We start from the raw sequence: 16,763 nt of genomic DNA on the forward strand, positions 1-16,763 counted from the left end.
TCGTTTTTTCGCTTAAGAGAGGAAGGTTTTGTATGCAAACAAAAGTAGGGAGAATAATCGTAACTGAAAATTGAAAACCCGCCTTTCCGGCAAATGCAAACAGAAGGTTAAGCCCCCTGCTGAAGGGTTAACAACCTGGCGACTGCCACATTTATGCTGTATCTTTAGAAACATGATGAACAAGCCCGATTTCAGGAACCTTTTCCCGGCAGCCCTTGTCGTTGCAGCCCTGCTTAGCCTTGGTATGGTGCAATTCCAATGGGTGAAGTCGGGCATTGTGGTGGAAAAGCAGTTGTTCGACCGGGAGCTGCGCCAATTGCTGGAAGAAACGGGGGCAGGCATTGCACAAACCCCTGATGTAGCGCAAGGTATTCTGGAGCTGCAGCGCATGAGGCGGAAAGGGCAGGCGGTTCCGGACTCACTCCGGTACGGGCTCCGGCTGAAGCTTGAAGAACGGCTGCGGGCAGGCCTGGAAGCACAACAAAAGCGAATGCCCTTTTCCATTGCCTTATCGGAATCCATCTGGCATTATCCGCTCCTCGTTGGAGACCGGTTCGATTGGTCGGAAACAGCCGCCTACCGCACTTATGCTTATCAGATTGAAGGTACGCTTGCAGAAGCTTGTGCCTGTCAGCTTTACCTGCATTTACAACTGCGTGATTTTTTACCACATTTGTTGGAGCGCCTCTGGCTTCTACTGGCGCTGACGGTATTAGGAGTGGCGATGTTGCTCCTTGGGTTTGTATTACTGGTGCGCAAAGTGCGGCGGGAACAGCGGTTGGTAGCGGTCAAAAACGACTTCATCAACACCTTGACGCACGAGCTGAAAACACCGGTATTTTCCAGTAGCTTATTACTAAAACTGGCAGAGCAGGCCTTAAGCGATAGTCAGCCGGAGCAGGTAAAAATGTACCTCGGACGGCTGTCCGCCGAAAACCAGCAGTTGAAAACCCAGATAGAGCAGGTGCTGGAACTGGCGAGCCTGGAGCAGCCGGTATATCAGCTGGAACGTCGGGCACTTGCAGTTGCTGAATGGCTGCATCAGACCTGTGCAGCCTTTGAGCCGAAAGTTAAGGCTGAAGGAGGAAGCCTGCAGTGGTCTTTTATTGGGCCCGATGGTTTTCTGACTGCTGATGCCGGCCATCTGTCTAATGCCCTGGCCAACCTTCTTGACAATGCCCTGAAATACGGTGGGCAACCGCCGGTTATTCGGGTGGAAGCCATAAGTGGGCCAAAGGGGTTGACCCTGAAAGTCAAAGACAACGGCGATGGAGTGCCTGAAGCCAGGCAGGCCGATGTTTTTCAGAAATTTGTACGCCTGCATGCCGGTGCTATACAGGGTTTTGGGCTTGGGCTGAGCTATGTACAGCAGGTAGCCAGATTGCACGATGGGCAGGCCGGGATGCACAACCATTCCGAAGGCGGGGCGGTCTTTTGGCTGTACCTGCCCGATTTCGAACCAGGAGAAACCTCTCCAAAACAACTACAGTATGGCTAAGATTTTGCTTGTCGAAGACCACGATACACTGGGTTTTGCCCTGCAGGCTTATCTGGAGATGAAAGGCTTTGAAGTCCTTTGGTCCAAAGATGGCGACAGCGGTTTGCGGGCCTTTGAAAAACACCCTGTAGACTTGTGCATCGTTGATGTGGGACTGCCCGGGCGCGATGGGTTTAGTTTGGCCAGGGAAATCCGTAGGCAGTCGGCTAAACAACCCCTGATTTTCCTGACTGCCCGCGCCCTTAAAGCAGATCGCCTCAAGGGGTTTGACCTGGGTGCCGATGACTACCTGGTCAAGCCGGTGGATGAGGAAGAGCTGGTGGCGCGTATCCGGGCTATTCTGAGGCGGGCGCAGCCGGAGGTGCCCACGGCCGAGACAATTTCCATCGGGCAATACACTTTTGATGTGCAGAATCAGGAGTTGGTTTTCCCCGGGCAGCTACCCCGCCGCCTCACCGAGCGCGAAGCTCATCTGCTGTTGTTGCTTTGCCAGCAAAAAGGGCAGCTGTTGTCCCGGCAGCAGGTGTTGAAGGAAGTCTGGTCGCAGAACGACTACTTCACACGCCGCAGCATGGACGTTTTCATTTCCCGCCTGCGCAAGTATTTGTCGGCTGACCCAGCGATTGAAATCCGGAATGTGTATGGGAGTGGATTTGTGCTGGAGGTGGGGTAGTTGAGGTCTCTATTACGAAAACGGGCTTTCCTGTGTGCAGGAAAGCCCGTTTATTAGCCGTTTGTATTGGCCGGATTACATTTTCAGGTCAAAGCGGTCGAGGTTCATGACTTTAGTCCAGGCATTGATAAAGTCCTGTACAAACTTCTCTTTAGTATCTTCAGAAGCATAGACTTCAGACAAGGCACGCAGCTCAGAGTTGGAGCCGAAGATCAGGTCGGCGCGGGTAGCTTTCCATACCTTTTCGCCCGTGTTCCGGTTGATGACGTCAAAGTGTTGCTTTTTGTCATCCTGTGGTTTCCACTCGTAGTCCATGCTTAGTAAGTTGACGAAGAACTCGTTAGTCAGTTGATCTTTGCTGTTGATCATCAGACCGGTTTTTGAACCATCATAGTTAGCTCCAAGAGCCCGCATACCTCCTACGAGGACGGTCATTTCCGGCGGAGTAAGTGTAAGCAACTGTGCTTTGTCAACCATTAGCTGCTCGGTAGATAAGGTGTACTGCGTCTTTTGGTAGTTTCGGAATCCGTCAGCCATTGGCTCCAGCAGGTTGATGGATTCGATGTCGGTTTGTTCCTGCAGGGCATCCATTCTGCCAGGAGAGAAGGGCACTTCTACATCGAAGCCAGCGTTCTGAGCTGCTTTTTCCACGGCAGCGGTTCCCGCGAGTACAATCAGGTCTGCTATGGAGATTTGCTTAGACTTGTTCTTGCTGTTAAAATCTTCCTGAATTTCTCTCAGGGTATTCAGCACTTTTTCCAGTTGCGGGGGATTGTTGACCTCCCACTCTCTCATCGGGAGCAGTTGGATGCGTGCACCATTGGCGCCGCCTCTGCGGTCGGAGTGACGGTAAGTAGAGGCAGAAGCCCATGCCGTAGTTACCATTTCGGAAATGCTCAGCCCGGAGTTCAGCAATTGTTCCTTCAGTCTGGCAATATCTTTCTCGTCGGCCAGTTCGTGGTCTACTTCGGGGATAGGGTCTTGCCAGATGAAATTTTCCTTTGGTGCCTCAGGGCCTACATAGGTAGATTTGGGCCCCATATCCCGGTGGGTGAGCTTGAACCAGGCTTTAGCGAAAGCTGCTTCCAGTTCTTCCGGGTTTTCAAGGAACCTTCTGGCAATCTTTTCGTATTCAGGATCAAAGCGGAAAGCCAGGTCTGTAGTCAGCATTGTTGGCTTATGCTTTACATTGGGGTCGAAAGGATCAGGGATGAATGCATTATCACCTTTAGCCACCCACTGATGCGCTCCGGCAGGGCTTTTTGTAAGCTCCCACTCATAGCCAAATAGAATTTTGAAGAAGCCGTGGTTCCATTGTGTAGGAGTGCCCGTCCAGGTTACTTCCAGGCCTGAAGTAATGGCATCCTTACCTTTTCCTGTGCCATAGGTGCTTTTCCAGCCGAGCCCTTGTTCTTCGATGCCCGCAGCTTCAGGGTCAGCGCCTACATGAGAAGCCGGTCCCCTTCCGTGGGTTTTGCCGAACGTATGGCCACCTGCATTTAAGGCGGTGGTTTCTTCGTCGTTCATGCCCATCCTGGCGAAAGTTTCCCGGATAGCTTTGGCTGCTTCCAGAGGGTCAGGGTTGCCGCCCGGTCCTTCCGGATTGACATAAATAAGCCCCATCTGCGTAGCAGCCAGCGGGTTTTCCAGTTCGCCATTCTGATGGCGAACATCGTCCAGCCACTCCGTCTCAGCACCCCAGTACACATCACTTTCAGGTTCCCATACATCCTCGCGCCCGCCGGAGAAACCAATTGTTTCGAAGCCCATCGACTCCAGGGCTACGTTGCCGGTCAGGATCATAAGGTCTGCCCATGAGATTTTACTGCCGTACTTCTGTTTGACGGGCCAAAGGAGGCGCCGGGCTTTATCCAGGTTGGCATTGTCAGGCCAGCTATTGAGAGGCGCAAACCGCTGCTGCCCGGCACGGGAACCACCCCGGCCATCGCCAGACCGGTAAGTGCCCGCACTGTGCCATGCCATACGGATGAAGAGCGGGCCATAGTTGCCGAAGTCCGCCGGCCACCAGTCTTTGGAGTCGGTTAGTACGGCTTCGATATCTTTTTTGAGTGCTTCATAATCCAGGCTATTGAAAGCCTCAATATAATTGAAATCTTCCCCCATTGGATTGGACTTCATACTGTTTTGCCGGAGCACGTTAAGATTAAGCTGATTGGGCCACCAATCCTTGTTTGTAGAAGGAGGTGTTTTTTGCATCATCGCTTCCCTGCGCTCTGTAACGGCTGTTTTAGAGCTGCTTCCATGCCCGAAAGGGCATTCACCAGCCATATCCTGGGCGAGAGCAGGAACACTGAGTAAAAGGAGGCCAATGAAAAGTAATTGTTTCATAAATTCTAATGTTTTTTAGTGGTTTCGTTGAATGGATGATAATATGTGCTTAACTCAGAGTAGGAGCGTATTTGCATGTTTTCTAGTGTTGAGGGTGTAAAGATGACCTATGAATTTATATTGACAAAGAGAATGTTTTTTATATTGTGTATTGATAAAATCAATAACAGAGATGAATTTGCAGCAACTGGAGTATATCGTCACGGTAGATAAATTAAAGAGTTTTAGCAAAGCGGCTGCGGCCTGCCACGTTACACAGGCCACTTTGAGCACGATGGTCAAAAAGTTGGAATCAGAGCTTGAGCTTGTCTTATTTGACCGCAAGACGAACCCTATTCTTACTACGGAGTGTGGGCGTGATATCATTGATGAAGCGCACAAGGTACTTAGGCATAGCAGCAGGCTTAAGGAGCTTGCCTCCGAAGCCAGAGGTGTTATTGAGGGCGAGCTCAACATAGGTATTATTCCTACAATTGCGAGTAATCTGTTGCACCGTATTTTACCTCAGTTTTTGAGCGCTTACCCTAAGCTTAAGCTGAATGTGCGGGAAATTACGACTCAGCATATCATCGACCAATTGCGAAATGGAGAATTGGATGCAGGGATCGCCTCAACGCCTCTGAGGGAAGATCAGCTGGAGGAAGACATACTGTACTACGAAAAGCTAATGGTATACGGAAATACTACCTCTTCGGAGACGAGGTTCCTTACACCTAAGGATATCGCTGATGAGCAGGTGTGGTTATTGGAAGAAGGCAACTGCCTGACTGATCAGGTGATTAATATCTGCGCCCTCAATTCAAGGCAAATGGACTCGAACCTGAGTTTCAGCCCGAATTCTTTTGATAGCTTGCTCAATATCGTGGATAACCTCAATGGCTTAACGTTGATTCCCGAACTATACTGTAAAGACCTGCCGGCTGAGCGGCAGGTAAAGGTCCGGGATTTCAATCCGCCCTATCCGGTCCGGGAAGTTAGCCTGGTGTACTTCCGCCCCTATGCTAAGTTACGGCTGATTAGCGCCCTTTCTAATGAGATCAGGCAATTGATCAAGCCAACTTTACAAACGAGTCACTTAAAGAATAGCGAAATGCAGATTGCCAAGCTGTGATGTAGCGCTTGTGGAGCCCGAAAAAGCCTATATTTGCCGCAACAGAACCGGCATAATTACGATGGAAACAAGAGCGCAAAAAGACCAGGTGCTAAAAAATCTGGCTACTTTAATCCTAGAACAGGAAGCAGCCATTATCTCTGCCAATGAGCAGGACCTGAAGGCTTACGACGGAGCGGATGAATCCATGTATGACCGCCTGAAAGTAAGCCCCGTCAAGGTGAAAGCCATGGCTGATGCTTGTCTGGAAACAGCAGCCATGGAAGACCCTGTTGGCAAATCGCTCTATGAATTCAGTCACCCCAATGGCATGCAGGTGGTCAATCAAACGGTGCCTTTCGGCAAAATACTCATCATCTACGAGTCCCGTCCGGACGTGACCATCGAGGCCGCCGCTACAGCTTTCAAAGCTGGTAATAAAATCTGGCTGAAAGGTGGGAAGGAAGCCCTGCATACCAATACCCTATTGGCTGAACTTTGGCACAGCGCCCTGGAAACCGAGGGCGTGGATACAGGTTATGTGAACTACCTGAATCTGGATCGCGCCGCCACTCAGAAGCTTATTAAGGACAACCCCTACCGTTTCGACCTCATCATCCCACGCGGTGGGGAGCGCCTGATCGCTTTCGTGCGGGAGCACAGCAATATTCCGGTCATCGTGAGCGGCCGGGGCAATAACTTTCTTTACGTCGGCGCATCGGCAGATTACGACATGGCATTGTCTATCATTAAGAATGGCAAAAGCCGGATCAGCGTGTGCAATGCGCTGGACAAGGTCCTGATTGACCGGGGCTGGCCAGAGTTGGAAGATAAGCTTCAGCACCTCAGCAGTGCCCTTTCTGAAGCCGGTTTGGAAGTCATTGCGGATCAGGACGGTTGGGCAGGCCGCCACGATGCTTTGCAGCCGGTACCGGAAGCGATGTGGTATGAGGAGTTTTTGTCACACCGTATTGTTCTCAAAGTTGTGGACAGCATGGAACAGGGCATTACACTTACGAACCAATACAGCGGCGGGCACAGCGCCACGATTGTCACGGAAGACGCGGCTCAGGCCCGGGCATTTATGGAAGAAGTCGACTGTGCCGCCGTTTACCACAACGCCTCCACCCGCTTCACCGATGGCGGGCAGCTGGGGATGGGCGCGGAGATTGCCATCAGCACTCAGAAGCTCCACGCAAGGGGCCCGATTAGTGTGGGGCAACTGGTCTCCAACAAATGGATGGTATATGGAAATGGTCAAATACGGTAGTACGCAGCATGGAGCAAAAAAAGAAAATTGTCATCAAAGTTGGCACCTCTACACTCACGGGCGGGAGCAACCGTATTTCTTATGCCACCATTGAAAACCTGGCCCGGCAGATATTGTCCATCCGTGACCGTTACAACGTTATACTGGTTTCCTCCGGCGCCATAGCCACGGCCCGGCAGTTTGCGGAAATCCATCAGGCCGGTACGGCACAGATTGACTCCAAGCAAGCCCTGGCTGCTATTGGTCAGCCCAAGCTCATACGGATATTCGATGAAGTCTTCGGCAGTTTGGGACTGCAGGTTGCCCAATGCCTGCTCACCTACCGCGATTTTGACAATGACACCGCCCGGGAGAACGTCCGGAATACCCTGCACAAGCTGCTGGAGTTCGGTTACATCCCCATCATCAACGAAAATGACACCGTAGCCGTTGACGAGATCATCTTTGGCGATAACGACAAGCTTTCTGCCTACGTCGCCATCATTAGCGAAGCCGACCTGCTGATGCTGGTCACCGATATTGACGGCATCTACACCCAAAACCCCCACCTGCATCCCGAAGCTGAGCTCATCGAAAACGTTGCTGATACGGAAGCCGTCAAAGCATTTATTGAGGAGCGCGACAACGGGCTCGGCACCGGCGGTATGACTTCCAAGATTTATGCTGCTGAGCTATGCCTGCGCCACGGGTTGGAAATGCGGATTGTGAATGGGAGTCGCCCGGCATTTATCTCAGGGGCGCTGTCGGGGGCATTTCGGCATACACGGTTTGGGGGGTGAGGGGTTACTTAAAATACCATTTATACGGACGACGAAGTAGTTTGGGACCAAACATGACTTCGTGTCGGCATATACTCGTGCGTCGGGTGGACGCCCAAACCTCTCTGTTCCGAGTATAACCCCTTTGTGTTGGCATCCGGAATGGACGAGTAACTAAGTTGGTAACCAAGTCTGTAACTAACTTAACGACCAAGTTAACGACCAAAATAATAGCTTGCAGAAAGAAGCCATAGATGATCGGGTTTTGGAAGTTGTTCGTTTGGCAGTAACCCCAAAATCGAGTACGCAACTCCTGGAAGAACTGGGCCTAAGCGTATCTACCAAAAACTACAAAAAATACATCCTTCCTGCCCTTGAAAATGGCTGGATAGAGATGACCGTGCCGGACAAGCTGCGCAGCCGTAATCAGAAGTATCGGGTGACGAAGTTGGGGCAGATGGTGCTGGAGCGCATTACTAGCAAACGCTAAAAGAGATTTATCCTTGAAAATTCGAAGTAGATATTCGAATTTTCAAGGATAATTTGTATTTTCGAGTATGGGTAAAACACTTCTCGATAGGAAACAAGATCAGGCAGCGGTAGCACAACTAATGCGCGTGTTCCCCGTGACTGCTCTACTGGGGCCCCGTCAGGCGGGAAAAACGACACTTGCCAAGACCTTCCAACCTGACCATTACTTCGATTTGGAGAACCCACGAGACCTCGCTATGCTGCAGCAACCTCAGCTGGCATTGGAAAACCTGGAAGGCCTGATCATGATTGATGAGATACAGCGAAAGCCGGAGCTGTTTTCGTTACTGCGTTATTTGGTCGATCAGCAGAAGAACCAGAAATATCTTATCCTCGGTAGCGCTTCCTCCAGTTTGAAGCAACAAAGCGGCGAATCGCTGGCCGGGCGCATCGGTTATTATTATTTATCTGGGTTCAACTTGTCAGAGGTGGGCGCTGCACATTACCGAAAGCTGTGGTTACGAGGCGGTTTCCCCCGGTCTTATCTGGCAGAGGGGCTGGAGGAAAGCCGGCTTTGGCGGGAAAACTTCATTGCTACTTTTTTGGAGCGGGACTTGGCTGCCTTAGGGAGCTCTATACCTTCCTCTACCATGTACCGTTTCTGGGTGATGCTGAGCCATTATCATGGTCAAACGCTAAACTACAGTGAGTTGGGGCGCTCTTTTGGCATATCGGACCATACGGTGAAAAAGTATATTTCCATTCTGGAAGACACCTTTATGATCCGGATACTTTTGCCGTGGCATACGAATGTAGGAAAGCGCCTGGTCAAGAGCCCAAAGCTATATATCCGGGACGCGGGCCTCTTTCATACCTTGCAAAATATCCATCAGGAAAATGACTTGCTTACAAATCCTAAGCTGGGGGCTTCCTGGGAAGGCTTTGCGGTAGAGGAAACCATTGCTCAGCTGGGCAAGCGGGACAATGAGGTATTTTTCTACGGGACCCACGCTGGCGTCGAACTGGATTTGTACTGGCAGTCCAACGGGCGCTCCTACGGTGCCGAATTCAAATATATGGATGCCCCTAAGCGTACAAAGTCTATGCACCAGGCTATAGAAGATTTGAGCCTGTCACATCTCTACGTCATTTACCCGGGAAGCCGGAGATATGCGCTGTCTGAGCGGATAACGGTACTGCCGGTTCAACAATTAGGGGGACTGTAGCGCTGCTTCATGGTGCGGTGGGGAAATTTCGCATACTCCTGTAAATGTACAGATGAACTACCGTTCCGGCCGTCCCCGAAGGCACTGCTTTAACGATGTCGGCTTTCGCTTGGTGTTAGCCTAATTCAGGAAAGTAGACAAGCTCCTCTAGTCAATCATTGGAAAGGGTAGCTCACTGGGTAATTGATGGCCTTATTTACTTCCCGATACAAAACCTTGGTTGAGTTTTTAAATAGCTGATTATCAGTTAATATAGGCGAGTTTCGTTTTTTAGAGGTACAAGATAGGTACAAAAAACTGCAAAATCGCTTATGTCTGCCATATTAAAAATAAAACTAAAGTGTCGATTTCTTTGATATGAGCGAAAATAGATAAAAATAAGGATAGAATCCTGTTTGTTAAGATAATAATTTTATTCTTTCCGATCTATCGGGTTGAAAATCACATTAAATAAAAAACGTATTTGTAGGCTTTTTGAACTTGCTGGTACAAAACCTTTAGGCTTTGTAATGATTTGTATTTTAAAGACTTACGCATAAGAAAAACCCAAGGAGGTACAAATGGCTGCAAAACGGTCGAAAATAGGGCGGAGGTACAAAAAAGTGCAAGGGGTGACAATGCAGGTATGCTAATGTTTCGTTTGTCATCAAAGCAGGGGTAAACCGGTGCAAAATTCCGATATTGCGAAAAGCCAAAGAGACGTAGAACGAAATCCATAAGCGTATGGCATTGCCCATAAACATTAAAGAGCTACTCAACGGACAAGTGATTGAATGGGAGCGTTTGGAATTCAAACGGGACTGGAATCCGGTACCCGTACTGCGTACGCTCTGCGCTTTCGCTAACGATATCAATAACTGGGGTGGTGGATACATTATAATTGGTGTGGAGGAGCGCGAAGGGCGGCCCGTATTGCCACCAGAGGGTGTTGCTCCTGAACGGATGGATGGTATCCAAAAGGAACTCACGAATCTTTGTCAACGTCTTCAGCCCAATTACCTGCCTATTGCCCAGCCGTACGTTGTACAAGATAAGCACATCCTGGTCATTTGGGCTCCAGCGGGTGATATGCGGCCCTACACCGCACCGGATGGCTTGAACAAAGGTGCACAACGGTTCTCGTACATACGGAGTGCCGCTTCAACGATCAAAGCTAAAGGTGAAAACTTACGCAGATTGCAGGAACTCACTGCCCGTATACCATTCGACGACCGGGTTCAGCAACAAGCTACGCTGAAAGACCTTAGCCTTGGGCTTATTCGTGATTTTCTGAATGAAGTAGACAGCGAACTCTTTGACCATAGCGCCACTATGCCCTTCGCAGACCTCTGTCGGCAAATGGCGATTGCCAAAGGGCCGGATGAGCAGCTCCGGCCGGTCAATGCCGGGCTGATGTTTTTCAGTGAGGAACCAGAGCGTTTTTTCTCCCGTGCGTGGATTGAGGTCGTGATCCGGGAAGATGAAGCAGGCAAGCGGTTCAGTGAAAAGTATTTCAAAGGCCCCCTGCACATTCAGCTCCGCAATGCACTATCCTACATCCGCAACAATATCATTGAGGAGCGCGTCCAAAAGGTAAGTGGCCGTGCTGAAGCCGACCGTTATTTCAACTATCCTTATGATGCGGTGGAGGAAGCTCTGGCTAATGCGGTGTACCACAAGAGCTACGAGCTGGGCAAGCCTATAGAGGTGCAAATCTGGCCGGACAAAATCGAAATCCTCAGCTTTCCCGGGCCTGTGCCCCCCGTTAATGCCCGGATACTCGCCGAAAACCGCCGCATCGTTGCCCGCGATTACCGCAACCGGCGGGTAGGGGACTTCCTGAAAGAATTGCACCTGACCGAAGGCAGAGGTACCGGTATCCCGACCATGCGCCGGGTCATGGAGGCCAACGGCTCCCCGCTTCCACAACTGGAGACGGATGAGCAGTGTACGTACTTTTTGACAACGCTGCCGGTACATCCGATATTTGAAGGTGACCAAGTTAACGACCAAGTTAACGACCAAGTTAGCGACCAAGTTGACCCTTTAGTTTTTAAAGTAATTGGGATTTGTAAAACCCCTTCATCAAGGGCTGAAATACTGGAACAGCTTGGCTTTAAAAACCACTTTGACAACTACAAAAAATACATCCTTCCTGCCCTTGACCACGGCTGGATAGAGATGACCGTACCGGACAAGCCGCGCAGTAGGAATCAGAAGTACCGGGTGACGGAGTTGGGGTGGGCGGTGCTGAAAAAGTAAAACCTACCCATCCTTTCGGGTGAAAGGCGAGGAGAATATCTGAACGACTTACCTTTTCTCTTCCGGGCGGTGGATGATCACGGTGAACTGTTCGGCTTCTACATCATTAATGAAGTCAATGTGCGGATGAGCTTGCAGGGCACGCAGAATTCCGCTGCCGGCACCGCGGTAATTGAGCAAAGAGGGGGCAAAGGAATCCAGTATGTTGTTTCGTTTTTTTCGGATCCCTCGTTTGATCTGCTCGGTCGTCAGGTTATTGGGCAGCTTGCCAGGGCTTTTGATTTCTATCCGGTTTTCAAACAGAAAAAGCTTGATGGTGTCTTTGATGAAGTAATCCCGGTGGATAAGGGCGTTGACTAACAATTCTTCTAAGACCACACTTGGTACTTCGGGTATGCCCAGGCTGTTGAAGGATTGCCCCGCTTGTACTTTTCTGAGCGCAGCGTATATGAAGGAATAGGCTTGTTGATACTGTTCAGCAATATTCCCTTTGAAGTTGTCACTTGATCGGTATTCGTGTTCATGGAGTTCGTTGCCCCAGAACCAAATAGCGGTGATGAAGAATCCGGTGAGTGTTTTGTCTGGTTTATCGGTAAAGAGTAATGCTGCTGCCAGATTGGGTTTACCATCTTTGCCCAGGCGGAGATTTTCAAATATTCGGTCCCGGTCTTCCCATTCACACGTTTCTTGGTAGGTTGTTTCGTAAAAACGTTTGAATTTATCCCAGTTGAGGTCTTCATAAGTGCAGTGATGCAAGATTTGTTCCTCAGCATATAGATTCCCACTACCTTGAAGCAGCCGGGATAATTCTTCATTACTGGTCACCTTACGCTTGTCGGCCCCATTCTTCACAAAGATTAATCCGCTATTATCTTTATAGGGTTTGTCAACTCCTTGTGGCACACGAACAACAATAACCTGTTTATCTTTAACCGCTACAGTTTCCGTCTCGATGATAATTGGACTTTTCACATGCTCGTTAGCAGCAGTTGTCAGTAGATTGTTGATACGTTGAATATCCTGAAAGCTGAGCCCCGTTGCTTCCCCGGTTTTATCATTAATACCAATCAGGATTTTCCCGCCTTTGCTGTTAGAAAAGGCGACCATCTCCTGAGCAATGCTTACTGCATTTGTTACATTTTCTTTGAACTGAATAAGGCTGGTCTCGCCTCCTCTTACTAAACTCAGTAGTTCCTCCGCACTCATGCCATTATTTTTAGCATTCCAAATTTAGCACTCTTTTGGCAGAATTGATAGTCATGCTTGCATAACAACACTCGACGGATTCCTTTTACCCCTTCTGCATCAGGCAGGCAATACCGGACAACCCGCGCAGCCGGAATCAGAAGTACCGGGTGACGGAGTTGGGGCGGGCGATGCTGGAGCGCATTACTAGCAAACGCTAAAAAGGATTTATCCTTGAAAACCCGAACCTTGACTTCGAATTTTCAGGGATAATACATGTTGGAGTTCCCCCAAAAAACGTGTGTATAACAAATTGCACAGCTATGCCGCTGCGACAAGTTGCTGGATCGTACTCCACGCTCCACTTTTACGATAGCACCGCAAATCCGCGATGGCTTGCGCCCCATCAACCGTCCAGCGTTGGCCGGATAATTTGAGCCGCTGCTGCAAGACACTACGATGAGCGGCCTCTACTGGTCCAGAGCCGATGAGCAGCCCTTCATCCCTGTAGGTTTTGTACTGCATACGGTCTTCATACTCTTCGTAATAAGATAGCAGTTTCGCCTTAGCTTCCCGGGCTTCGTGGTTTCTCGCTCTGAGGCAGCTTACGTTATCCACTACCTCGTGCACTCTATTGGCTGAGAGTACTTCACACTGGCCAGCCACCCAGGCTTTGCGTTTTTCATCTACTCTAAACTGATGTTTTGCAAAGAGCACCAGTTTTTCTTTAGCGTGATAGAAGTCTAATATTTGACGGGCCCCGGGGAAGTTGTCCTCGGCCCAACGCCATATCCATGGGGCTCCATCTCCCAAAATGACCTTTTTTTGATAGGGTACTAGATGGCGCTCCAGTTTAGGGAAAAACTGGTCGACACTGCCAAAATGGGACACATAGACGGATTGGCGTATTTGTCTGCGCTTGGCCGACAGTTGTACCACATCTTGGTGTTGAAATATGCGGCCGAGCTTAATTTCTTTCCAGCTCTTTTCCTCTCGTGTAGGGAGCATCATGCCATCCATCATCACATAAGTAGGCGCTTGCTCATCAGTAATTTCTAAACTGGGTATGGCCCCTTCCGCATCCGCGCTGACCAATGGGCCTACTAAACTGCCATAGTGCATACAGACACGCTGTATTTGCATACCAGATAAGTCTAGCCTAAGCAGTTCTTCAAGTGTCTCGCTAGCCTGCTCGTAAACACTGCCCTGTCCTAGCAGGCAGCACAGCTCCCGCAGGCGCTCACTGAGGGCAAAGCGTTTTGTGCCTTGGCATAGCACGTGGTTTTTAGACAGCGTAAGCTGCCCAAAACTTGTCAAGACTTTTTTTTAGCGTTGCGGCTCTTTGACAGTGGCCCATCTTGTTGGGTAGCTACCTTTTGGGCAAATTGGCGGGCTAAATCTAAAACGCTATTCTCATAAGCTGACGATGAGGTCGCGTTGGCTTGAGATTGCAGAAAGTCGAGTAGCTCGGCACGCATGCCACTTAGTATCTCGTCGGCAACTTGTTCTAGCTCGCTCGGGGTGGGGGTTGGCTTCTTCATACTTTAAAGATAGCTAACTTGTGCAATTTGTTATACACACCCAAAAAACTAGACAGGTAGCTTGATTTATAAAAACCCTTAAATTAGCTATCATGAGCAGAAGAAATTTCAACGCTGATTTCAAGACAAAAGTAGTCTTGGAAGCCCTCAAGGAAGTGAATACTTTGGCTGAGATTGCCAATAAGTATAAGATCTACCCACAGCAGATTACCAATTGGAAAAAGGAGTTTTTGTCAGGCGCCTCTTCGGTTTTCCGCAAAGGCAAGGCACTTTCCGGCAAATCGGAGGCCGAACTTGAAAAAGACCGGCTGATGCGCAAAATCGGGGAACAGGCCATTGAAATCGATTTTCTAAAAAAAAGGCTGCCCTGATGCCACTAGCAGAAAAACGGCTGCTTCTGGACAGCAGCCACCCCAAGTTGAGCTTGAGCAGGCAGTGCAGGCTGTTGAGTATTAACCGGTCCTCGCTATATTATAAACCGAGGGCAGCTTCGGAGCTGAACCTGGAGCTGATGCGCCTGATGGACAAGCATTACATCGACCACCCCTACAAAGGCTGCCCAAGGATGTACGTTTACCTGACCCAGGATGAAGGCTACAAAGTCAGCCGCAACCGGGTCCGCCGGCTGTACTACGATGTGATGGGGCTCAGGGCTATTTTCCCGGGCCCTCACACCTCGAAGCGGGGCAAAGACCATAAGGTTTACCCTTACTTATTAAGGGGGCTGGCAATTGTACAGCCCAACCAAGTCTGGGCTACTGACATCACTTACGTCCCGATGCCAAAGGGCTTCTTGTACCTGACTGCCATCATAGACCTGTACAGCCGCTTTGTGGTCAACTGGTCCTTATCCAACACGATGGAGGCGGCATGGTGTGCAGGCTGCTTCGAGGAAGCTGTAGCTGAATGGGGCGCCCCTCAAATCATCAATACCGACCAGGGCAGCCAATACACCAGCGATGCATTCACCAGCACTGTTTTAGGCAAAGGTGCAAGGCTGAGCATGGACGGCAAAGGCCGGGCTACAGACAACGCTTTTATCGAAAACTTGTGGAAGATGGCCAAGTACGAAGACATCTACCTTAAAGCTTACGAGGACGGCATAGAGCTGCATAACGGCTTGGCCCAGTACTTCTATAATTGGAATTTCCACAGGCGGCATTCCAAGATTGGGGACAAGTACCCGAGCCAGTTGTACCTGCAATCTAGGCCAGCCTTATGTCAATGAACTTATCCACATTTTTGCTGTGGAAATCAAAAGAAAAAAAGAAGCAAAAAAAGAAAATATTATGATGATTATGAATGTGTTTTTTGTTTAATTTGTAAATCATAAATACAGCTAAAGCTGTCTAGACAATTGGGGTAAGTCCACTTCCGGACATGAGAAGGAGATACTGTTCCTACGGAACTTATTTTTAGATTAATCATCAGTCCCAGAGGGACGATAATTCTTTCCGACAATCGTCAGATTGTTGAAAAGCAAGAAAAGCAGAAATCAGTCCTGTAAGGACGGCATTATCCAAAATATTGAAAATAGCCCTATATTTCCCCAATACAAACAAATGATATGTCCCAAGACTTACCCAATACCTACCGCCACCCCCTCCCTAACGGCTTGTACTATGATATGGTGCGGGTACGCCCGGGCGTGTTTGTGATGGGCAGTGAGGAATCAAAGGGATCAGTAAGTGAAAAGCCTGAGCACTCTGTTAGTATTACTTATGATTATTATTTAGGAGTATACCCTATTACTCAGAAAGTGTGGAAAGCAGTAATGAATAATTTAAACCCCTCTCGGTTTATAGGTGATAATCGTCCAGTTGAGCAAGTGAATTGGCAAGATATTCAGGGAAGGGTATGGAATGAAAAAGATCTAGATGGTTTTCTTCCAAGGCTCAACTCTCAGTACCCAGAAAAAGAAAACTCAATCGAGGGTTTTACTTTTCGATTACCTACAGAAGCTGAATGGGAATACGCTGCTAAAGGAGGGCATTATAATTCATTAAAACGAATGAAAGGTTCTATCCATTCAGCTAGGAATTATGAAGAATATGTAGAAGTAAACCATTTAAAGGAGGTAGGTTGGTATAACTATAATAGTCATGGAGAGACAAAAGAAGTGGGGCTATTAAAGCCCAATGTTTTAGGTTTGTTTGATATGAACGGAAATGTATTTGAGTGGTGCAGTAATTGGTATTCTAAAGACTATTACTCAATATGTAAGCATCATGGAATAGTCGAAAACCCACTTGGTCCTGCAATTGGTTCTGCAAGAGTAATTAGAGGCGGAGCATTTTTGTCAAGCAAATTCAATTGTCTTGCTTATTCACGTGACAGCTGGCTTCCTGATTCATATAGTGAAGCTATTGGTTTTAGATTAGTTCTTTCCCACGACAGAAACTGTTTTTATACTTAACCATAGAATTAAGGCTTACGTATCCGCTGATTTCAAGTCAGAAAT

The 16,763-nt window shown here is 48.9% G+C and carries 15 protein-coding genes; 11 read left to right on the forward strand and 4 right to left on the reverse strand.

The features are described 5' to 3' along the window. Window positions 1-172: 172 nt before the first annotated feature. Both ACO08I_RS19355 and ACO08I_RS19360 read left to right on the forward strand, forming a co-directional pair. Entirely contained in the window at window positions 173-1,498 is a 1,326-nt protein-coding gene (locus ACO08I_RS19355; protein WP_421946811.1) for a sensor histidine kinase, read from the forward strand. After that, window positions 1,491-2,171 carry a response regulator transcription factor gene (locus ACO08I_RS19360; protein WP_282784854.1) on the forward strand — a complete coding sequence of 227 codons (681 nt, stop codon included), beginning with the start codon at window positions 1,491-1,493 and terminating at the stop codon, window positions 2,169-2,171. The genes ACO08I_RS19355 and ACO08I_RS19360 overlap by 8 nt, the downstream gene beginning before the upstream one ends. A gap of 75 nt (window positions 2,172-2,246) precedes the next feature. On the opposite strand, the gene katG is transcribed toward ACO08I_RS19360, so the two are convergent. Next, a complete protein-coding gene (gene katG / locus ACO08I_RS19365) occupies window positions 2,247-4,520 on the reverse strand; it encodes a catalase/peroxidase HPI (protein WP_421946812.1) in 2,274 nt (757 codons plus the stop codon). A gap of 172 nt (window positions 4,521-4,692) precedes the next feature. Here katG and ACO08I_RS19370 point away from each other — a divergent pair, with 172 nt between their 5' ends. The 6 genes from ACO08I_RS19370 (at window position 4,693) to ACO08I_RS19395 (ending at window position 11,576) form a co-directional block, all read left to right on the forward strand. Next, window positions 4,693-5,631, forward strand: a complete 939-nt coding sequence (locus ACO08I_RS19370; protein ID WP_282784858.1) for a hydrogen peroxide-inducible genes activator — start codon at window positions 4,693-4,695, stop codon at window positions 5,629-5,631. A gap of 10 nt (window positions 5,632-5,641) precedes the next feature. Next, entirely contained in the window at window positions 5,642-6,880 is a 1,239-nt protein-coding gene (locus tag ACO08I_RS19375; protein ID WP_421949727.1) for a glutamate-5-semialdehyde dehydrogenase, read from the forward strand. An 8-nt stretch (window positions 6,881-6,888) separates the two neighbouring features. Then, window positions 6,889-7,659, forward strand: a complete 771-nt coding sequence (proB, locus tag ACO08I_RS19380; protein ID WP_282784860.1) for a glutamate 5-kinase — start codon at window positions 6,889-6,891, stop codon at window positions 7,657-7,659. 214 nt (window positions 7,660-7,873) lie between these two features. Next, on the forward strand, window positions 7,874-8,128 hold the full coding sequence (locus ACO08I_RS19385) for a Fic family protein (protein ID WP_282784862.1): 255 nt from the start codon (window positions 7,874-7,876) through the stop codon (window positions 8,126-8,128). 67 nt (window positions 8,129-8,195) lie between these two features. Next, window positions 8,196-9,335 (forward strand): ATP-binding protein, encoded by a 1,140-nt coding sequence (locus ACO08I_RS19390; RefSeq protein WP_421946813.1) that lies wholly within the window; start codon window positions 8,196-8,198, stop codon window positions 9,333-9,335. A gap of 723 nt (window positions 9,336-10,058) precedes the next feature. Continuing rightward, complete coding sequence (locus ACO08I_RS19395) at window positions 10,059-11,576, forward strand: Fic family protein (protein ID WP_421946814.1); 1,518 nt, start codon at window positions 10,059-10,061, stop codon at window positions 11,574-11,576. 48 nt (window positions 11,577-11,624) lie between these two features. Here the strand turns inward: ACO08I_RS19395 and ACO08I_RS19400 are convergent, their stop codons facing one another. The 3 genes from ACO08I_RS19400 to ACO08I_RS19410 all read right to left on the reverse strand — a co-directional run bounded on the left by ACO08I_RS19400 (window position 11,625) and on the right by ACO08I_RS19410 (window position 14,302). Beyond that, a complete protein-coding gene (locus tag ACO08I_RS19400) occupies window positions 11,625-12,782 on the reverse strand; it encodes an RNA-binding domain-containing protein (RefSeq protein ID WP_421946815.1) in 1,158 nt (385 codons plus the stop codon). A gap of 300 nt (window positions 12,783-13,082) precedes the next feature. Then, the gene (locus tag ACO08I_RS19405; protein ID WP_421946816.1) at window positions 13,083-14,078 is read right to left on the reverse strand and encodes a UPF0236 family transposase-like protein; all 996 of its coding nucleotides are present in this window, start codon (window positions 14,076-14,078) and stop codon (window positions 13,083-13,085) included. Beyond that, on the reverse strand, window positions 14,075-14,302 hold the full coding sequence (locus ACO08I_RS19410; RefSeq protein ID WP_421946817.1) for a hypothetical protein: 228 nt from the start codon (window positions 14,300-14,302) through the stop codon (window positions 14,075-14,077). The genes ACO08I_RS19405 and ACO08I_RS19410 overlap by 4 nt, the downstream gene beginning before the upstream one ends. Before the next feature lie 92 nt (window positions 14,303-14,394). On the opposite strand from ACO08I_RS19410, the gene ACO08I_RS19415 reads away from it, so the two are divergent. The 3 genes from ACO08I_RS19415 to ACO08I_RS19425 all read left to right on the forward strand — a co-directional run bounded on the left by ACO08I_RS19415 (window position 14,395) and on the right by ACO08I_RS19425 (window position 16,718). After that, the gene (locus ACO08I_RS19415; RefSeq protein WP_044220061.1) at window positions 14,395-14,673 is read left to right on the forward strand and encodes a helix-turn-helix domain-containing protein; all 279 of its coding nucleotides are present in this window, start codon (window positions 14,395-14,397) and stop codon (window positions 14,671-14,673) included. Next, window positions 14,673-15,530, forward strand: coding sequence for an IS3 family transposase (locus ACO08I_RS19420; RefSeq protein ID WP_044220063.1), 858 nt, complete (start codon window positions 14,673-14,675; stop codon window positions 15,528-15,530). Before ACO08I_RS19415 ends, ACO08I_RS19420 begins: the two co-directional genes overlap by 1 nt. Before the next feature lie 339 nt (window positions 15,531-15,869). Beyond that, window positions 15,870-16,718: a formylglycine-generating enzyme family protein gene (locus tag ACO08I_RS19425; RefSeq protein ID WP_421946818.1), complete on the forward strand. Its 849-nt coding sequence runs from the start codon at window positions 15,870-15,872 to the stop codon at window positions 16,716-16,718. Window positions 16,719-16,763: the final 45 nt, after the last annotated feature.

Origin of the sequence: Phaeodactylibacter xiamenensis (assembly GCF_965229835.1) — a bacterium.
Classification (GTDB): domain Bacteria; phylum Bacteroidota; class Bacteroidia; order Chitinophagales; family Saprospiraceae; genus Phaeodactylibacter; species Phaeodactylibacter xiamenensis.

What these genes read in the sequence shown, in the direction of transcription:
- ACO08I_RS19355 (WP_421946811.1), top strand. Translation starts at nt 173, where the DNA reads ATGATGAACAAGCCCGATTTCAGGAACCTTTTCCCGGCAGCCCTTGTC.
- ACO08I_RS19360 (WP_282784854.1), top strand. Translation starts at nt 1,491, where the DNA reads ATGGCTAAGATTTTGCTTGTCGAAGACCACGATACACTGGGTTTTGCC.
- katG (WP_421946812.1), bottom strand. Translation starts at nt 4,520, where the DNA reads ATGAAACAATTACTTTTCATTGGCCTCCTTTTACTCAGTGTTCCTGCT.
- ACO08I_RS19370 (WP_282784858.1), top strand. Translation starts at nt 4,693, where the DNA reads ATGAATTTGCAGCAACTGGAGTATATCGTCACGGTAGATAAATTAAAG.
- proB (WP_282784860.1), top strand. Translation starts at nt 6,889, where the DNA reads ATGGAGCAAAAAAAGAAAATTGTCATCAAAGTTGGCACCTCTACACTC.
- ACO08I_RS19390 (WP_421946813.1), top strand. Translation starts at nt 8,196, where the DNA reads ATGGGTAAAACACTTCTCGATAGGAAACAAGATCAGGCAGCGGTAGCA.
- ACO08I_RS19395 (WP_421946814.1), top strand. Translation starts at nt 10,059, where the DNA reads ATGGCATTGCCCATAAACATTAAAGAGCTACTCAACGGACAAGTGATT.
- ACO08I_RS19400 (WP_421946815.1), bottom strand. Translation starts at nt 12,782, where the DNA reads ATGAGTGCGGAGGAACTACTGAGTTTAGTAAGAGGAGGCGAGACCAGC.
- ACO08I_RS19410 (WP_421946817.1), bottom strand. Translation starts at nt 14,302, where the DNA reads ATGAAGAAGCCAACCCCCACCCCGAGCGAGCTAGAACAAGTTGCCGAC.
- ACO08I_RS19415 (WP_044220061.1), top strand. Translation starts at nt 14,395, where the DNA reads ATGAGCAGAAGAAATTTCAACGCTGATTTCAAGACAAAAGTAGTCTTG.
- ACO08I_RS19420 (WP_044220063.1), top strand. Translation starts at nt 14,673, where the DNA reads ATGCCACTAGCAGAAAAACGGCTGCTTCTGGACAGCAGCCACCCCAAG.
- ACO08I_RS19425 (WP_421946818.1), top strand. Translation starts at nt 15,870, where the DNA reads ATGTCCCAAGACTTACCCAATACCTACCGCCACCCCCTCCCTAACGGC.